The sequence below is a fragment of the Pseudoalteromonas sp. S4492 genome, assembly GCF_005886115.1.
Taxonomy (GTDB): domain Bacteria; phylum Pseudomonadota; class Gammaproteobacteria; order Enterobacterales; family Alteromonadaceae; genus Pseudoalteromonas; species Pseudoalteromonas gelatinilytica.
In genome coordinates this window covers 285,642-300,029 of the sequence record NZ_PNCP01000004.1, presented here as the reverse complement: position 1 = coordinate 300,029, position 14,388 = coordinate 285,642, and the positions used below count along the sequence as shown (strand labels likewise).

General features: G+C 40.4%; 15 protein-coding genes. 5 read left to right on the top strand and 10 right to left on the bottom strand.

Annotation, left to right across the window (positions count from 1 at the left end; translation table 11 throughout):
- Positions 1-226 precede the first annotated feature (226 nt).
- Positions 227-712 carry a DUF6622 family protein gene (locus CWC28_RS02070; RefSeq protein ID WP_138624642.1) on the top strand — a complete coding sequence of 162 codons (486 nt, stop codon included), beginning with the start codon at positions 227-229 and terminating at the stop codon, positions 710-712.
- A 22-nt stretch (positions 713-734) separates the two neighbouring features.
- On the opposite strand, the gene queE is transcribed toward CWC28_RS02070, so the two are convergent.
- Positions 735-1,400: a 7-carboxy-7-deazaguanine synthase QueE gene (queE, locus tag CWC28_RS02065; protein WP_063706915.1), complete on the bottom strand. Its 666-nt coding sequence runs from the start codon at positions 1,398-1,400 to the stop codon at positions 735-737.
- A gap of 122 nt (positions 1,401-1,522) precedes the next feature.
- Between queE and queC the strand changes: the two genes are divergently transcribed.
- Entirely contained in the window at positions 1,523-2,203 is a 681-nt protein-coding gene (queC, locus tag CWC28_RS02060) for a 7-cyano-7-deazaguanine synthase QueC (RefSeq protein ID WP_267894589.1), read from the top strand.
- 40 nt (positions 2,204-2,243) lie between these two features.
- Here queC and CWC28_RS02055 read toward each other — a convergent pair whose 3' ends face one another.
- The 4 genes from CWC28_RS02055 to CWC28_RS02040 all read right to left on the bottom strand — a co-directional run bounded on the left by CWC28_RS02055 (position 2,244) and on the right by CWC28_RS02040 (position 6,832).
- Complete coding sequence (locus CWC28_RS02055; protein WP_105175180.1) at positions 2,244-4,418, bottom strand: exonuclease domain-containing protein; 2,175 nt, start codon at positions 4,416-4,418, stop codon at positions 2,244-2,246.
- Positions 4,419-4,484: 66 nt separating this feature from the next.
- On the bottom strand, positions 4,485-4,673 hold the full coding sequence (locus CWC28_RS02050) for a DUF3185 family protein (protein WP_054553751.1): 189 nt from the start codon (positions 4,671-4,673) through the stop codon (positions 4,485-4,487).
- Between the two features lie 75 nt (positions 4,674-4,748).
- Complete coding sequence (locus CWC28_RS02045; RefSeq protein WP_105175181.1) at positions 4,749-6,158, bottom strand: sensor histidine kinase; 1,410 nt, start codon at positions 6,156-6,158, stop codon at positions 4,749-4,751.
- Positions 6,158-6,832, bottom strand: a complete 675-nt coding sequence (locus CWC28_RS02040; RefSeq protein WP_063706907.1) for a response regulator transcription factor — start codon at positions 6,830-6,832, stop codon at positions 6,158-6,160. Before CWC28_RS02040 ends, CWC28_RS02045 begins: the two co-directional genes overlap by 1 nt.
- Positions 6,833-7,007: 175 nt before the next feature.
- On the opposite strand from CWC28_RS02040, the gene CWC28_RS02035 reads away from it, so the two are divergent.
- From CWC28_RS02035 to CWC28_RS02025, 3 genes are read left to right on the top strand one after another with little or no spacing between them, the layout of a single operon-like run.
- The gene (locus tag CWC28_RS02035; RefSeq protein ID WP_138624641.1) at positions 7,008-8,951 is read left to right on the top strand and encodes an LTA synthase family protein; all 1,944 of its coding nucleotides are present in this window, start codon (positions 7,008-7,010) and stop codon (positions 8,949-8,951) included.
- Positions 8,952-8,966: 15 nt separating this feature from the next.
- Positions 8,967-10,592: a phosphoethanolamine transferase gene (locus CWC28_RS02030; protein ID WP_063706905.1), complete on the top strand. Its 1,626-nt coding sequence runs from the start codon at positions 8,967-8,969 to the stop codon at positions 10,590-10,592.
- A 20-nt stretch (positions 10,593-10,612) separates the two neighbouring features.
- A complete protein-coding gene (locus tag CWC28_RS02025; protein WP_058586251.1) occupies positions 10,613-10,993 on the top strand; it encodes a diacylglycerol kinase in 381 nt (126 codons plus the stop codon).
- On the opposite strand, the gene CWC28_RS02020 is transcribed toward CWC28_RS02025, so the two are convergent.
- From CWC28_RS02020 to CWC28_RS02000, 5 genes are all read right to left on the bottom strand, one after another.
- A complete protein-coding gene (locus CWC28_RS02020) occupies positions 10,990-11,223 on the bottom strand; it encodes a hypothetical protein (RefSeq protein WP_063706903.1) in 234 nt (77 codons plus the stop codon). The genes CWC28_RS02025 and CWC28_RS02020 overlap by 4 nt on opposite strands.
- A gap of 79 nt (positions 11,224-11,302) precedes the next feature.
- Complete coding sequence (locus CWC28_RS02015) at positions 11,303-12,052, bottom strand: hypothetical protein (RefSeq protein WP_063706901.1); 750 nt, start codon at positions 12,050-12,052, stop codon at positions 11,303-11,305.
- A 3-nt stretch (positions 12,053-12,055) separates the two neighbouring features.
- Complete coding sequence (locus tag CWC28_RS02010; RefSeq protein WP_138624640.1) at positions 12,056-12,778, bottom strand: SIMPL domain-containing protein; 723 nt, start codon at positions 12,776-12,778, stop codon at positions 12,056-12,058.
- Between the two features lie 152 nt (positions 12,779-12,930).
- Positions 12,931-13,776 (bottom strand): HDOD domain-containing protein, encoded by an 846-nt coding sequence (locus CWC28_RS02005; protein WP_063706899.1) that lies wholly within the window; start codon positions 13,774-13,776, stop codon positions 12,931-12,933.
- 187 nt (positions 13,777-13,963) lie between these two features.
- Entirely contained in the window at positions 13,964-14,263 is a 300-nt protein-coding gene (locus CWC28_RS02000) for a hypothetical protein (protein WP_063528276.1), read from the bottom strand.
- Positions 14,264-14,388: the final 125 nt, after the last annotated feature.

Sequence of the window (14,388 nt, the reverse complement as noted above, 5' to 3'; positions counted from 1 at the left end):
TTCGAGTTACGAGTTACGAGTTACTAGTTACGAGTTACGAGTTACGAGTTACGAGTTACGAGAACATAGTAAAAAAGCGTTGCCATGGTGCAACGCTTTTTTGTTTTAAAGGCTACTGACTCAATTGACAAACTTTTATAAATAGCAGATAAAATAGGAACATGCGCTGCGCTTTAAACGACACGACTAAATAACTTCCTAAAAATAATAAAAACAAGGATGTAAGATGATTATTGAAATTTTAACTCACACACCACTTTGGGTTTATGGTCTGTTTGTTGGCCTTATTTTTGTTGGTTGGCAACAAACTCGCGAGCGCTATGTAAAGCAGCCCACGTTATTGATACTGCCGCTGGGTATGCTTGCTTTATCATTTTTTGGTGCGACTTCAAGCTTTGGTTATAGCTTAACGATTATGTTGCTCTGGCTAGCTGGCGTTTTGAGCAGTACGATCATTGGTTTATTGCTGTTTTCTGCTTCATCAGCAAGTTATCAAGCCCAAAGCGCGTCTTTCAAAGTACCTGGCAGTTGGTGGCCAATGATATTCATCATGGCTATCTTCTTTACCAAATATACGGTGGGTGTTTTAACAAGTATTAAGCCAGAGCTTTTTGCGAATGCCGCTCTCGTGTTATCACTTGCCGCTTTTTACGGCATCTTATCGGGCACTTTCATCGCTCGAGCAATCAGAGTGTTAAAAGTAAAAAATTGATACTAAGAACTAGCCAGATAAACTAGCTAATTCCTAAATATTTATGTACTTGAACCGATAAACGCCAGTTCTTTGCAATACAGGTTTCAATGGCAAGTTTGGTTGCTGAGGTCTTTTGACTAATTGGCTGCAGATACACTAAACGTGGATTCACACCTGTTTTTAAGAATAAATCTTCGAGCTCTTCCACATGCTTTTGCATTGCAACTGGGTGCTTAATTTCATCAGCACGCTGCATAGCACTGCGTAAAACGTTGTAGCCACCACGCATATTAATTTTTGGTGATACAGTGACCCATGTCTGCTCTGGGACTAAAATTTCAAATGTGCCGCTGGTTTCAATTTGAGTTGAGTAGCCATTTGCGTGTAGTAGCTCGCACACTGGATTTAGGTCGTACATGCAAGGTTCACCACCGGTGATCACCACATGCTTTGCGTTGTAGCCACGTTCTTTAAATAGCGCTAACACTTGCTCCGCAGTTGCTTCCGCCCAATGATCTGAGTCTGCTTTTTTCTCTACCGTCTCATCAAGTGACACTTTATATACATTATCAACGTCCCATGTTTGTTTTGTATCACACCAAGCACAACCCACAGGGCAGCCTTGTAAACGTAAAAAGATTGAAGGTGTACCCGTAAAACTCGCTTCACCTTGAATTGTTTCAAACACTTCGTTAATTTTGTACAAAAGACATCTCACTTACGACGCAACGGTATAAAATACATACCATCAAAAAAACCAAAAACACGCGCAAAAATTGTTATTTAGGCCCGAGCCGTGTAGTATATCGCGCCCTGAAGTAAACCTCTATCAAAAGTAAGAGCAAAACAGATATGACGCAAAAAGTAGTTGTGATTTATTCCGGCGGTATGGACTCATTTACCGTATTAAATAAAGCCCTGCAACAAGGCCACGAAGTGTATGCCCTGTCTTTCGACTACGGCCAGCGTCATGTTAAAGAGCTTAAAGTAGCCGCTCAAGTATGTGAAAAGTTAGGTGTTTCTCATAAGATTGTTGATATTTCAGCAATCAACCAACTCATTGGTGGTTCATCACTGACTGATGATATTGATGTGCCAGAAGGTCACTACGAAGAAGAAAGCATGAAGAGCACAATTGTGCCTAACCGCAACATGATTTTACTATCACTGGCTGTGGGTTATGCGGTGTCTTTAAAAGCCAGCAAAGTTTATTACGGTGCCCATTCAGGCGATCATGCAATTTATCCAGACTGTCGTCCTGAGTTCGTACAAAAGATGGATGATGTTTGCCGTATTGCCAACTACGATGCTGTTGAGATTTTCAGCCCGTATTTAAACAATACTAAAATCGACATTTTAACAGACGGTCTAAAAATGGGTCTTGATTATAGCCAAACGTGGACCTGTTATAACGGTCGTGACAAAGCCTGTGGCAAATGTGGTGCTTGCCAAGAGCGCTTAGAAGCCTTTGCATTAAATAACGTTACCGACCCTATCGAATACGAATAACCTTATTTAGCATGGGACAGATTAAGTTTAAAAGGCGAGTTTAACTCGCCTTTTTTGATTGTGTTTGTTGAATCAGATTTAACAGCTCTGCTGTGGCAGTTGCATCAGCTAACGCTCTATGATGATTTGTTAAATTCAATTCAAAATGTGCTGCTAAGTTACCGAGCGAATATGACTTAAGCTTTGGAAATACTTTGCGAGATTCAACTACGGTACAGAGCTTTGGCATTTTAAAGCCTTGCCCGATTGCAGCGTATTCTTTGCGAATAAAGCCGTAATCAAAATTCACATTATGGGCAACAAATACACTGCCTTTTAATAGTGAGCGTAGTGTATCGGCAATCTCTTCAAAGCGTGGCGCATCACGTACCATAGCGGCATTTATCCCAGTTAACTTGGTGATAAAAGCAGGAATACTACGCTCAGGATTGATTAAACTCGCCCATTGGTTGATTACTTCGCCCGCTTGTAACTGCACAACCGCTATTTCGGTAATTTTATTATTACCTTGAACACCACCTGTGGTTTCTATATCCACCACACTGTAAATTCGATTCGGATCATTAAACCAATTTACCGCAACGATATTCACTGCAAAGCCATGTTGTTTTAACACCTCAATACTGACAAGTTGGTTACGTCTTAGTTTGTCGCCAGGGGCTTTCACTTCTTCAAAGGTGAGCTTATCCTCTTTAAGCACCATCAAATCTGGGTAGCCATCTTTAAGCTGCTTAAAGGTTTTTGTCATTTGTAGTAAATGCGCTTTTAAATTTGTCAGCGGGCTGTGTTTTATTAATACCTCTAGCGGCTCTAACATATCGCTGTGCCACATAAACACGCTATTGGGGGCTTCGTAAAACTGCCCTGCGTTTTTGCAGATATATTTATACAGGGCTTCATTGCTAGTGAATTTTGCAAGCTTTTGTTCAATTTGTGTTTGTTGCACTGTGTAAAAACAATCAGCAAGCAACACCTTTGGATATAGATCAAATTCATTACACGGCGGATGCGGCGTCTCTATAAAGAGTTCTTGCCAAAACGTTAAGGTAAAAAGACTCAACCAAAGATTATTTTCAGTAAAAAATACCGTATTGCCAAGCTGTTGATAGTGCTCGCACACTCCTTGCTCAACATCGCCTCGGTAAATGTCATCAACCTCCAATTGATGCTCTGTATTAATGAGCATTTGTGTTAAGCGTGAGCGTTGTTGCTTGTTATATTTACGCTGTAAAAAGTCCTCCGCAAAATACAAAATGCCATCATCAAGTGGGTCTTGAATAACTTGCTCAAGCTTTTGTTCTACCCAGCTTTTATCACCTTGTTTGTAACGCTGGCGAATTGCCAGCTCTTGCGCTTCACTGCTGCCTTCACAGTGCTCAAGTAACTCAAATGCAAATGCTAAGTCATGCTCTTTAAGCTGCTTATATAAGCGGATCAGTAATTTGTTTTTGATACTCTGGGCTAATTCATCTTCTGAGCTAATGGCTAAAAGTGCTTGGGCTAAGTTCTGATACTCTGTGTGTGACTCGCTTTCTTTGAACTGCATTCGCAGCTTATTTAATTGATAATGCGTTTGTGCTTCGGCTAGTGTTTGAAAACGCGATATGCTCTCATTAACATCCCCACGTACTTTTGCAATTCCTAAATCACGCATCACAAAACGATTTTGATGATTGATATCACCGCCACTTAGTCGGCCGCTATGTAAAAACTCAAAATATTCATAAAACTGACTTCGGCTATTGACCACGAACTGACTAAACAACGCCTCTAATTCACTGTGGGTGCGATCAATATGTTCTTTACACAGTTGGGTTAAGCGCTGTTTACTGGCTGACTTTTTGTAATCAGGTTGAGTCGCCATTAACTCATCGTTTGCCAATAAGGTTAACAGGGTTGGTTTTGTTAAATGCTCAAGTAATAGATCTAATTCGTCGCTGCTGGGATGTGCCACCAGCCCTTGCTGTTTTAGCTTAAAAATAGCACCGTGCAGATTAGGGATCTCTTCATAATTTAATGATGACAACGCAACGATTTTTGGCTTTCGAGAATAAATACGCAGTAAAGTACATAAGCTCTGCTCATCCAGCTGAAGGAGTTTTTCAAGAAATAACTGCTGCTCTTCTAAAAGCAGATGCTTGCAATGAGATTGTATAAATTCAGCAAGCTCAAAGAAGTGACTTAAATAATATTTTGCTGGTAATTGTGTTTTCATAGCCAAACCCGACACTGTATATAAATACAGTATCAGGTATTAGCTAATTGATTTCAATGTTTGCGGTTATTTAACTTTTAAAATACCCACAATTGCGCAAATTGCGCCCCCGACCATACCGAGCCAAGCTTCAATTGGTGTATCACCACTAAACGTGCGGCTGATTTGCGCACTTGCAGAGTCATACACGTTATACCCCCATACGGCTAGCGCCACACCAATAACGATTAAAGCAATACCTATAATTTTTCCCATCGTGTTGTTCCTTATTGTTATTAATTTCTTTTTGATAACCTCAGTGTTGCACACATATTAAACGCCTGCAAAGCCTTAAGAAATAATCAAACTAAAGGTTATGTTTTGCCCACTTAACGACACCTGAAGTTCAGCATCAATTGCTTTACTTAACGCTTTGGCAATAGATAAGCCTAACCCAAAGTTATCATTAGAGGTTCTGGCACTGTCTTTTTGCCAGAGTGGATCAAATAACTGGCTCAAATCGTCTTCTGTTAAAGGCACTTTTAATTCATTTGTAACGGTGAATTGCAGCTTATCCTCTTTATTCAATAGTGTGCATACAGTCACAACGCTCTTATCAGGGCTATATTGCTTGGCGTTATTTACAAGGTTGGTGATGATTGATTCAAGGGCAAATAAGTTACTGACAATGGCAGGAATATCATCTTGAAACTCAAACTTAATTCGCTCTAAATCATATTTTTCTAAGATACGTAAAATAACCTGGTTTAAATCACATGCATCTTGCTTTGGGAGTGCTTCATCACTGTACTTATGCAGCAATAATAAGTTCGACACAATGCTCTTTAAGCGCTGGCTAATTTTTAGCACTTCGGGTTTAAAGTCTGCCTCAAACTCCTTTTCATTTGGAAAAAGAATGGCCACTTCAGCCATATTAATAAGCTCAGCAATCGGCGTTTTTAACTCATGAGCAATATCTGAGGTTAAGCGTTTTTCACGAAAATAAAGCTGGCGGTTTTCTTGGATAAAAGCATTTAAGCTATCAACAATAGGTTGCAGCTCTTTAACAGGCTCTTTTATTGTTATCACGGCACTTTTATCCGCGATACTAAGCCTACTAATATCCCGATTTAGTTTATTCAGCGGCGCTAAAGAACTGTCGACTGATTTGCGAACAAAAAGCCGAATAAACACAATGACGGTCACTGTGGTAACAATAAAAATAACGTCAATTAACCACAAAATAAAATCAACTTCTTCAGAAGACGCGGCATAGGCCAAAGTAAGCGTGCTGTGATGTGGTCTACTCACTCCATCATAAAAATTCCTATGTGAGTGCGAGTCAAGTTGCGGCTGAAAACGAGTATAAATGACTCGTCCATCACGACCATCCGGTAGCTGGGTGCTCATTATTTTCGTTTCACCCAATTTTAACTCTTCAAACTTAAGGTTCTTCAACGCAAATAAATTAAGACTTTGTGAGCGTGTAAACACCCCCTCCTCAGTCCACATCTGAAAATACTCAGGCTCAAGCTGCCCATCAAACTCTGGCATAAATTCACTCGAGAAATTAAAAGCCAACCCTTCTTCATCTTCATGAACCAGCGTCATCAGCATGCCAGCTTTAGAATGTAAGCCTCGATTAAATTCATTATCAACCCAGCTATCAACAGCGATGTCCGTTGCTAATAATATACTTAATACAAGCCCTGTTATTGCTATCGAAAGAGTAACAACCAACTTACTGCGAATTGATTTCATTATTTTCCTTGAATGATATAACCAAAACCACGCTTAGTTTGAATAGGTAACTCGCCACCTGCTGCCCTCACCTTTTTACGCGCTGAGGATAAATGCGCTTCAATAGAGTTTTTTGAAACTAGGTCATATTGACCAGCAATATAGGTACTTAACTTTTCAGCTGTGATCACTTTGTTTTGATTACTAAACAAGCACTCGACTATTTTATATTCGTTAGGAGTTAAATCGATAACGGTCTCGTTAACTTGCAAAAGTTTTAATTGTAAGTTTAAAGCCAAGTTATCAATGCGGATCACATCACTGATTGTTTTCAAGCCGCCGCGACGCATTAAATTTAATAACCTTGCATGCAGCTCATCAAACGAAAATGGTTTGGTCAGGTAATCATCGGCCCCGGTGAGTAGCCCTTTCACTCTATCTTCTGGTTCTTGCTTGGCTGATAAAATAAGCACTCGCACGTCGAGCTGCTTTGTTCTTATGGTTTGTAATAACGTTATGCCATCAATACTGGGTAACATAATGTCGAGTATGATTAATTCGTACTCACCTGTCATTGCCATACTCAACCCTTCAGCGCCATCGCCGGTTTCATCAATAGTAAAACCTAGATTCTCAAGGCCAATTCGTAGACTACGTCTTAATGACACCGAATCTTCTATAATCAACAATTTCATATGTTACTCATTTAGGTAAAAACCGCTTTAGCGTCATCAGGTTACGCTTTGAATCTTAAGATTCACTTAAGATTTACTGAAGTTTTTCTAGTTTAGAAAATATTAAGATTACCATAAGGATTTCTTAAGTTTCGACTCCTAGTATTGCCGTAGTTTCGATTAAGTAAGTACGACTATGACAGCAAAACTCTCTATTTTAAAACCTTTGTTCCGTTTTTCATTAATATTAATGTCAGTATTTATACTGTCGAGAATAGCCTTGCTAGTATGGCAACACCAAAGGTTAGCTGATGGCGATAGCCTAGCCGTTTTATTTGGCGGCTTAAGAGTTGACTTAAGCAGCTTAGGCTACTTGTCAGCCTTGGCTGTTTTAATGTTACTCGCTCATGTGCTTTTGCGCAGCAAAACTGCTTTTTTTCAGCATGTTTTTACTCTTTATAGCAGCATAGTTGTGACTTTAATCGTGGTTGTTGAGGCTTCGACTCCCGCGTTTATTACCCAGTACGATGTACGACCAAATCGTTTATTTGTCGAATACCTAGACTACCCTCAAGAAGTCTTTTCTATGCTATTACATGGCCACCTATTTGCCATGATCAGCACCTTAATTATTGCAACGCTTAGTTGTGTGTTTGCGTATCGTTTTATAAGTGCAGCATTTAGCAAGCAGCAAAATGCTAAAACGGTTAGCCAAGTGGTGATACTCGTTACGACTTTATTAGTTTGCTTAATTAGCGCAAGAGGCACTGTCAGCCATCGCCCGTTAAACCCTGCATTAGTGTACTTTTCAAGTGACTCACTGATTAACTCCTTAGCCCTTAATTCAACTTACAGTGTTGCATTTGCTATTAAGAATATGAGCAATGAAAAAAATGCCAGTAGTTTATACGGTACCATGCCACGTAATGAGATTTTACAAACAGTAAAGCAAGCAGCCTATAGACAGCAGTTTATCACTGAGAGTATTCCTACCCTTGCCAACAACACACCTTTTAACACAGGCAAACAAAAGAATTTAGTGATCATTTTAGAAGAAAGCTTAGGCGCACGCTTTGTTGGTGAACTAGGTGGCATTGGTGTGACTCCTGAACTAGATAAGCTTTATCAACAAGGCTGGGGGTTTGATAACTTATATGCCACTGGCACACGCTCAGTGCGCGGTATCGAAGCGGTAACAACTGGGTTTACCCCATCACCTTCGCGCTCGGTGGTCAAACTTTCTAAATCTCAGCGTAACTTTTTCTCACTTGCTGACGTATTAAGCCGCACAGGCTATACCACCCAGTTTATTTATGGCGGTGAAAGTCATTTCGATAATATGAAAAGCTTTTTCTTAGGCAATGGTTTTAGCGATATTGTCGATATTAATGACATGCAAAACCCTGAGTTTATTTCGTCATGGGGAGCAAGCGACGAAGACTTGTTCAATCAAGCTGATAAAGAGCTAAGTGAGCTAAATAAATCGGGCAAACCATTTTTCAGCCTTGTGTTTACCTCAAGTAACCACGATCCATTCGATATTCCAGAAGGTAAAGTAACACTGCCTGAAGGCCACGACCCAGAAAACTACAAACGTGATCTAGCAATCAAATATGCTGATTATGCTCTTGGTAAATTCATCGCGAAGGCAAAAACGCAAGATTACTGGCAAGACACCGTCTTTTTAGTGGTTGCAGATCATGATGTGCGCGTGTTTGGTTCAGAGCCTGTGCCGCTTAAATCATTCCACATCCCTGCTGTGATCCTTAATAGTGATATGGATGCAAAGCGCGATACTCGCTTAGTCAGCCAAATTGATTTACCTGTTACTTTGTTGTCGTTATTAGGCGTTGAGCAAGCAACCCCTATGCTTGGTTATGATTTAACGAAACAATACCCTGTTGAGCGCGCCATGATGCAGTACTACGACAACTTTGCTTACGTAGAAAATGGTGAAGCCGTGATCCTGATGCCAAACCAAAAAGTGAGCTATTGGCGCTATGACCCTGCAAGTAAAACGCAAGTAGCTATCGATAACACAGATAGCAGCGTTGAGCTTGCCAAAAAAGCATTAGCGCACGTCTTATTTAGCAATTTAGCTTATACCGAACAGTTGTATCGCTTACCAAATAAATCGTAGCGATGAGGAATGATTATGAGCATGCAAATTAAACAACTCCTTACTAAAAAATGGCACGTTAGCTACAGCCAATTTGTCTGGCTGGTGTCGTTGTACTTGGTTATTGCATTTAATGGCCTGTTTTTATTTAACATGCTTGAAGCAGCCAGCAAACCTGAACATGTCAATTGGTTATTTATAGCAAGCGTACCGTTTTTCTTATTAGCACTGACGGCAATGGTGTTAAGTTGGTTATCGCTAATCACCTTTGTTAAACCGGTACTTTTAACAAGCATCGTGGTTTCATCGTTGTTGTTTTATGCAACCTTAAATTACGGTGTTATCTTTGATAAAAGCATGCTGCAAAATATCTTAGAAACAAATTCAGGCGAGGCATTTTCATACCTTAATGTACAAGTTATCGCTTTTATTGCTGTGCTAGGCGTACTGCCTGCTTACTTGTTTTCTCGCTTTAAAATTGTCGGAAACTTTCGTGTTCGTCTTAAAAGCTTTGCGCTTCTTAACGTTACAGCGTTTATTGCTGTAGCTGTTATTGCCGTTCCTTTTTATAAAGATTACGCATCTGTAGGGCGAAATAATCGCCAATTAACCAGCTACATTACCCCTTTTGCATTTTATACTGCGGGCTATAAGTACCTGCGCGATAATTATTTTTATCCACCTTTACCATTTAAAGTCTTAGATAAAACACCGCACCTATTAGCTAAGCAACAAAGTTCACTGACGATTATGGTGGTAGGTGAAACAGCCCGTGCAGCAAACTTTTCACTGCAAGGTTACGACAAGCCAACTAATCAATATACCCCTAAACTTGGCGTTAAATATTTCAGTGATGTTAGTTCATGTGGCACCGCAACGGCCATTTCTGTACCTTGCATGTTCTCGCGCTTAGACCGCAATCACTATGATTCTCGCATCGCGCAAAGCCAAGAAAATGCCCTAGATATCATTCAACGAAGTGGTGTCGAAGTAACGTGGATTGATAACAATAGCAGCTGTAAAGGGGTTTGCGTACGGGTAAACTCACAAACTGTAGAACCTACAAAGAGCAACCCACTTTGTGACGGACGCTATTGTTTTGATGAAGTACTGGTTGAAGAGTTAGCTGCAAAGCTTGCCAAAAGTGATGCGAAACACCAACTAGTGGTGTTACATATGATTGGTTCACATGGGCCAACCTACTATCGCCGCTATCCAGAAAAAGACAGTAAATTTTTGCCTGATTGCCCACGTAGCGATATCCAAAATTGTAGCAGTGAGCAACTCACAAACACCTATGATAATACCATTGCTTATACCGACCTAGTGCTCAGTAAACTTATTAATTTACTGCAAAACAGTCAGGCGGATGACAAAGCCCTGCTGTATGTTTCTGATCACGGTGAATCACTAGGTGAAAAAGGCTTGTACTTACATGGCTTCCCGTATGCGTTAGCGCCTAAAGAGCAAACCCAAGTGCCTATGCTGTTTTGGAGTAATAAACTCGCCGATACCCGCTTTAATCAATGTATCGAACAGCAGCGTAACCATGCTTTTTCGCACGATAACATTTTTGACACCTTACTTGGCTTAACCCATGTACAAAGCACTGAATATCACCCAGAGCAAGATATCTTTAATGCTTGCTCAACACAAAGCTAACGAAATAGAGATTTCATACTATGCAATTTGATAGCACTAACAAACCCATTGGCATTAAACGTATTCGCCTCGCATTCAAAAACTCCCAACGTGCATTCACGTGGTTAGCAAAGCATGAGTCTGCTTTTAAACAAGAGCTGATTCTGTTGGTGCTTGCCATAGCAGTGGTTTTTGTTTGGCAGATTAGCCTGTATGAGAAAATTATGCTGCTTGTATCAGTGCTATTTGTGATGTTTGCTGAAGTCGTCAATACGGCAATTGAAGCCGCCATAGACCGAATAGGCCTTGAAATTCATCCATTATCAGGCCTAGCTAAAGACTTAGGATCCGCAGCCGTACTGATTGCTTTAACGATTTGTGCGTTGGTATGGGGCGGCGTGTTTGTTAATAACCTAAGCTAACTCGCTTTTTTATCATCAGGGGTGTCATTACAAAGTGCACAGTGGCGCCCTTTTGATGAATGATATAAACGGGTTGCGATAAAAATGGCCGTGGCAATAAAAGACCAAAGCAGCGCAAAACCTAACGCGCTGAGCGTCTCGTGACCTTTTAGAATTTCCACCATAAATAACAAAATAGCCACCAGCGTAAAAACTTTAGCGGCTCTTAGTATCCAGAACTTTGTACCCACAACTTACTCCTTTAAATGAGACTCCTTAGAACGAGACTCCTTTGAAAGAATCAGTGTAGTACAAAATAAGAAAAACAGCCTAAAAACTTGAAGCAGGCTCAGACAATATCTGTACATTATTTTTAAATACCTCTAAAAGCCCCGGCGGTGAGTGCTCAGTACCAAGCACGGTAACATGACAGACATAACGATAACCGTTGTTAGTAAAGGTGTAAAAATGATTCCCCCCACTGCCATCAAAACTTAATGTGCCCCCTGTTATCACTAGGCTTGGCTCATCTTGCATTGATTGATCAACCTCCCATGCTGCATAGCGGTATTGATTATCAGCCAGTTCATCGATACGAATTAAATGCTGTTTAGTTTGCCACGTTAGTATCGGCTTTGTGAATTCACGGAGGCTTTTGTGTAATGCTTGTTTTTGCTCGTCAATCAATGCTTCGCGTCGTGCTTTTTCTGCCTCTGATTCATAAGGCACAGCCCAAATGGAGCCATCAAAGTCTAACCACAATTTGCCTGAATCAAACATAATGCCACGCCACCCCATCATTTCCCAATCATGGCGAATACTTGAGTTCACGATTTTTTCGACAAACTCTTTATCAAAAATTTGCTCAAACTTTTCTATGAGCATTTGCTCATTTTCTATTGCTTGCAGCGGCGCTTTACGCTGCAAAGGATAATGCACTCGCTTGGCAATGGCAGCTTTGTCACCCGCCTTAAATACCGCAACCACAGGTTTGACGATATTTAGGTGCTTTGTTGCGGCAAGACCACTGAATGCCATCAACAAAAGGAATAGATAAACGCTGTACTTAAAAAATCTCATTAATTACTCAACCACCAAATCAAACACAACATTGACACTTGCTCTGAAGGTAATCGACTCTTGTAGATACTTACCTTCTGGGACTGTATTAATACGTGAGCCCGTAACCATAATTCGTTCAATATTTGTATTGCTACCATAGCCAAAGTGACTACCTACCTCTTGCGATTGAATACTATACACCCGACCAAGTTTCGCTTCGAATGCGCTAGCGAGGCTACTTCCCTGCTGTTTGGCATTCGCTACTGCTTTATCAAGAGCGGCTTGCTCGTAATCTGAGGCTTTGGTTGATAAAAGTTGAATTTGCTCGATTTGATTGACACCCACTTTAAGCGCAAAATTTAAAAATCCGTCCAAAAGGGAGAGTTTTTTAAGGCTGACTTTGACCTTTCGCGTGGCTCGAAAACCATCTTTAACTTGATTATCATTTTCGTCATAACGCATGTTCGGCTCTACGAAAATTCGACCCGCAGAGATACTTTTTTCGTCTATAAAGAAATTATTTAAGCCCGCAAGGAGTTCATTGACTTGCGCATCTACTTGCTGCTTAGCCTGCACGCTTTCAGCTTTTACAACTTCAAACTCTAACGTGATATCAGCACTATCGGGGGCAGTACGTACAACAGCCTCACCTTTAACAACAATATGACGATTATCCGGCAGACTTGTAGCAGCCATCGCAGAACTGCTACATAAAACCAGTAACAACAAAGATTTAAGCATCATAACCTCTCCTTAGAAAAAAGTTATGATGCCTTGCTACAGCAGGAAAGTATAGTAATGCATACTTTCTTTCGATATAAAAAAGCGAGTGATGATAACTCACCACTCGCAAACTCATCGAAGTTAAGATGATAGGAAATAAACGCTAATTGGCTTTAACTAGCCATCGCATTGTCGACGTAATCTTCGACCATATCGGCAAAATCTTGATCAACAATACCCAGCTCTGCAAAGCACTGCTCTTTAATTTTAAACCACTCGCTCGAATACTGTTGGTGACGGGCATAGTCCACAGCACTCTCCGCGCATTTTAAGATGGCATACGCCATACGTTGTTGCTCATCATTGTTTTGCTCTAAAAAGTGCGTGTTGTGATGATTTAAAATAACATGACAAAGTGGCTTTGGAAGGTGCCATGATACCGAGATAAAATAACCAATCACCGCATGATCGCACTGATAACGAGCCTGTTCTAGGTCGGTGATAGCCAGCTCTTTAGCTAGATTTGCTTGTTTAAGAACATCAACATAATCTCTGAACTTTAATGCCATAGCAGCAATACCGACATTATGGAAAAGCCCTAATGAATAAAGCTCGTCCACTGGCATTAATGACTTATAACTGTTTCCTAGCAGTACACAGGCATTTGCAACTTCAACCGACTCATCCCAAAAGCGCTCTAAGCTAATACAGGCATTACCTTTAAAATTTTGCTTAAGCAAGGCTAAGGTGACTAGCCGATTAAGCTGATCTAACCCTAAAAACATCGCCGCTTGGCGTATATCACTAATGGTGCGTTGTAAGCCAAACACCGGGCTATTTATAGTTTTTAATAATAAGGCCGACAGGCTAATGTCTCGAGAGATCAAATTGGCTATTTTATCTAAGCTTGCATCCGACTTTTGCATTTCATCGGCAATTTGGCTCAATAGCTCAGGTTTTGGTGGAATATGAAAACCGCGTTCAAGCGAAACTAGGCGTTGTTCATCTAAGTTGATCATTTGCCCAAGAGCCTCCGTTAATAAGCAACGAGCAATTTAATGGTTTAGATGTGTAAAATAACCTAAGAAGTTCGCCTTAGTATTGTTTGAGATCAATGTGTTGCGAAGAAAGGAAAATAATTAATGAAAGGCTAACACGGCACATTATGACAACTTGCTATAATATGCCGACTTTTTGAAGGTTTGCTTAGTGGGCAAGTACGCTTAGCCACTCATCAGGGTTTGCTAGGATGAACTCAAATACATCGTTGTTATTTAGAGTAATGCGAATTCCATCTGCTGTAATTGGTAGAATACCCGCACCTTTACCCGAACACTTATCAACGTTATTGATGTGCGCTCGTGAAAGTGTGTATGGACCTAAGCCTAACTCTTTATTAAACGGTTCAAAAACAATCTCTTGTTCAGTCACTAAAAGCTTACCATCCGCTTTTGCGACACCCGATTGAATAGTCGCTGTTGATTCTTTGACTGTGTGTGCGTGCATATCCTTTACTCCAATTAACAGATGAGTGTTAACTTACACTCAATGAAACCTTAAAATTTCGTACCAACTTAAGATACACCACGTACAAAAAAAGTACAGTGAAATTGATTTCAAACTTTTTTAAA

Excerpts from the sequence above, each read along its gene's own strand:
- CWC28_RS02000 (WP_063528276.1), bottom strand. The coding sequence starts at position 14,263 with ATGCACGCACACACAGTCAAAGAATCAACAGCGACTATTCAATCGGGT.
- CWC28_RS02010 (WP_138624640.1), bottom strand. The coding sequence starts at position 12,778 with ATGATGCTTAAATCTTTGTTGTTACTGGTTTTATGTAGCAGTTCTGCG.
- CWC28_RS02025 (WP_058586251.1), top strand. The coding sequence starts at position 10,613 with ATGCAATTTGATAGCACTAACAAACCCATTGGCATTAAACGTATTCGC.
- CWC28_RS02055 (WP_105175180.1), bottom strand. The coding sequence starts at position 4,418 with ATGAAAACACAATTACCAGCAAAATATTATTTAAGTCACTTCTTTGAG.
- CWC28_RS02015 (WP_063706901.1), bottom strand. The coding sequence starts at position 12,052 with ATGAGATTTTTTAAGTACAGCGTTTATCTATTCCTTTTGTTGATGGCA.
- CWC28_RS02050 (WP_054553751.1), bottom strand. The coding sequence starts at position 4,673 with ATGGGAAAAATTATAGGTATTGCTTTAATCGTTATTGGTGTGGCGCTA.
- CWC28_RS02070 (WP_138624642.1), top strand. The coding sequence starts at position 227 with ATGATTATTGAAATTTTAACTCACACACCACTTTGGGTTTATGGTCTG.
- CWC28_RS02040 (WP_063706907.1), bottom strand. The coding sequence starts at position 6,832 with ATGAAATTGTTGATTATAGAAGATTCGGTGTCATTAAGACGTAGTCTA.
- CWC28_RS02045 (WP_105175181.1), bottom strand. The coding sequence starts at position 6,158 with ATGAAATCAATTCGCAGTAAGTTGGTTGTTACTCTTTCGATAGCAATA.
- CWC28_RS02030 (WP_063706905.1), top strand. The coding sequence starts at position 8,967 with ATGAGCATGCAAATTAAACAACTCCTTACTAAAAAATGGCACGTTAGC.
- CWC28_RS02005 (WP_063706899.1), bottom strand. The coding sequence starts at position 13,776 with ATGATCAACTTAGATGAACAACGCCTAGTTTCGCTTGAACGCGGTTTT.
- CWC28_RS02035 (WP_138624641.1), top strand. The coding sequence starts at position 7,008 with ATGACAGCAAAACTCTCTATTTTAAAACCTTTGTTCCGTTTTTCATTA.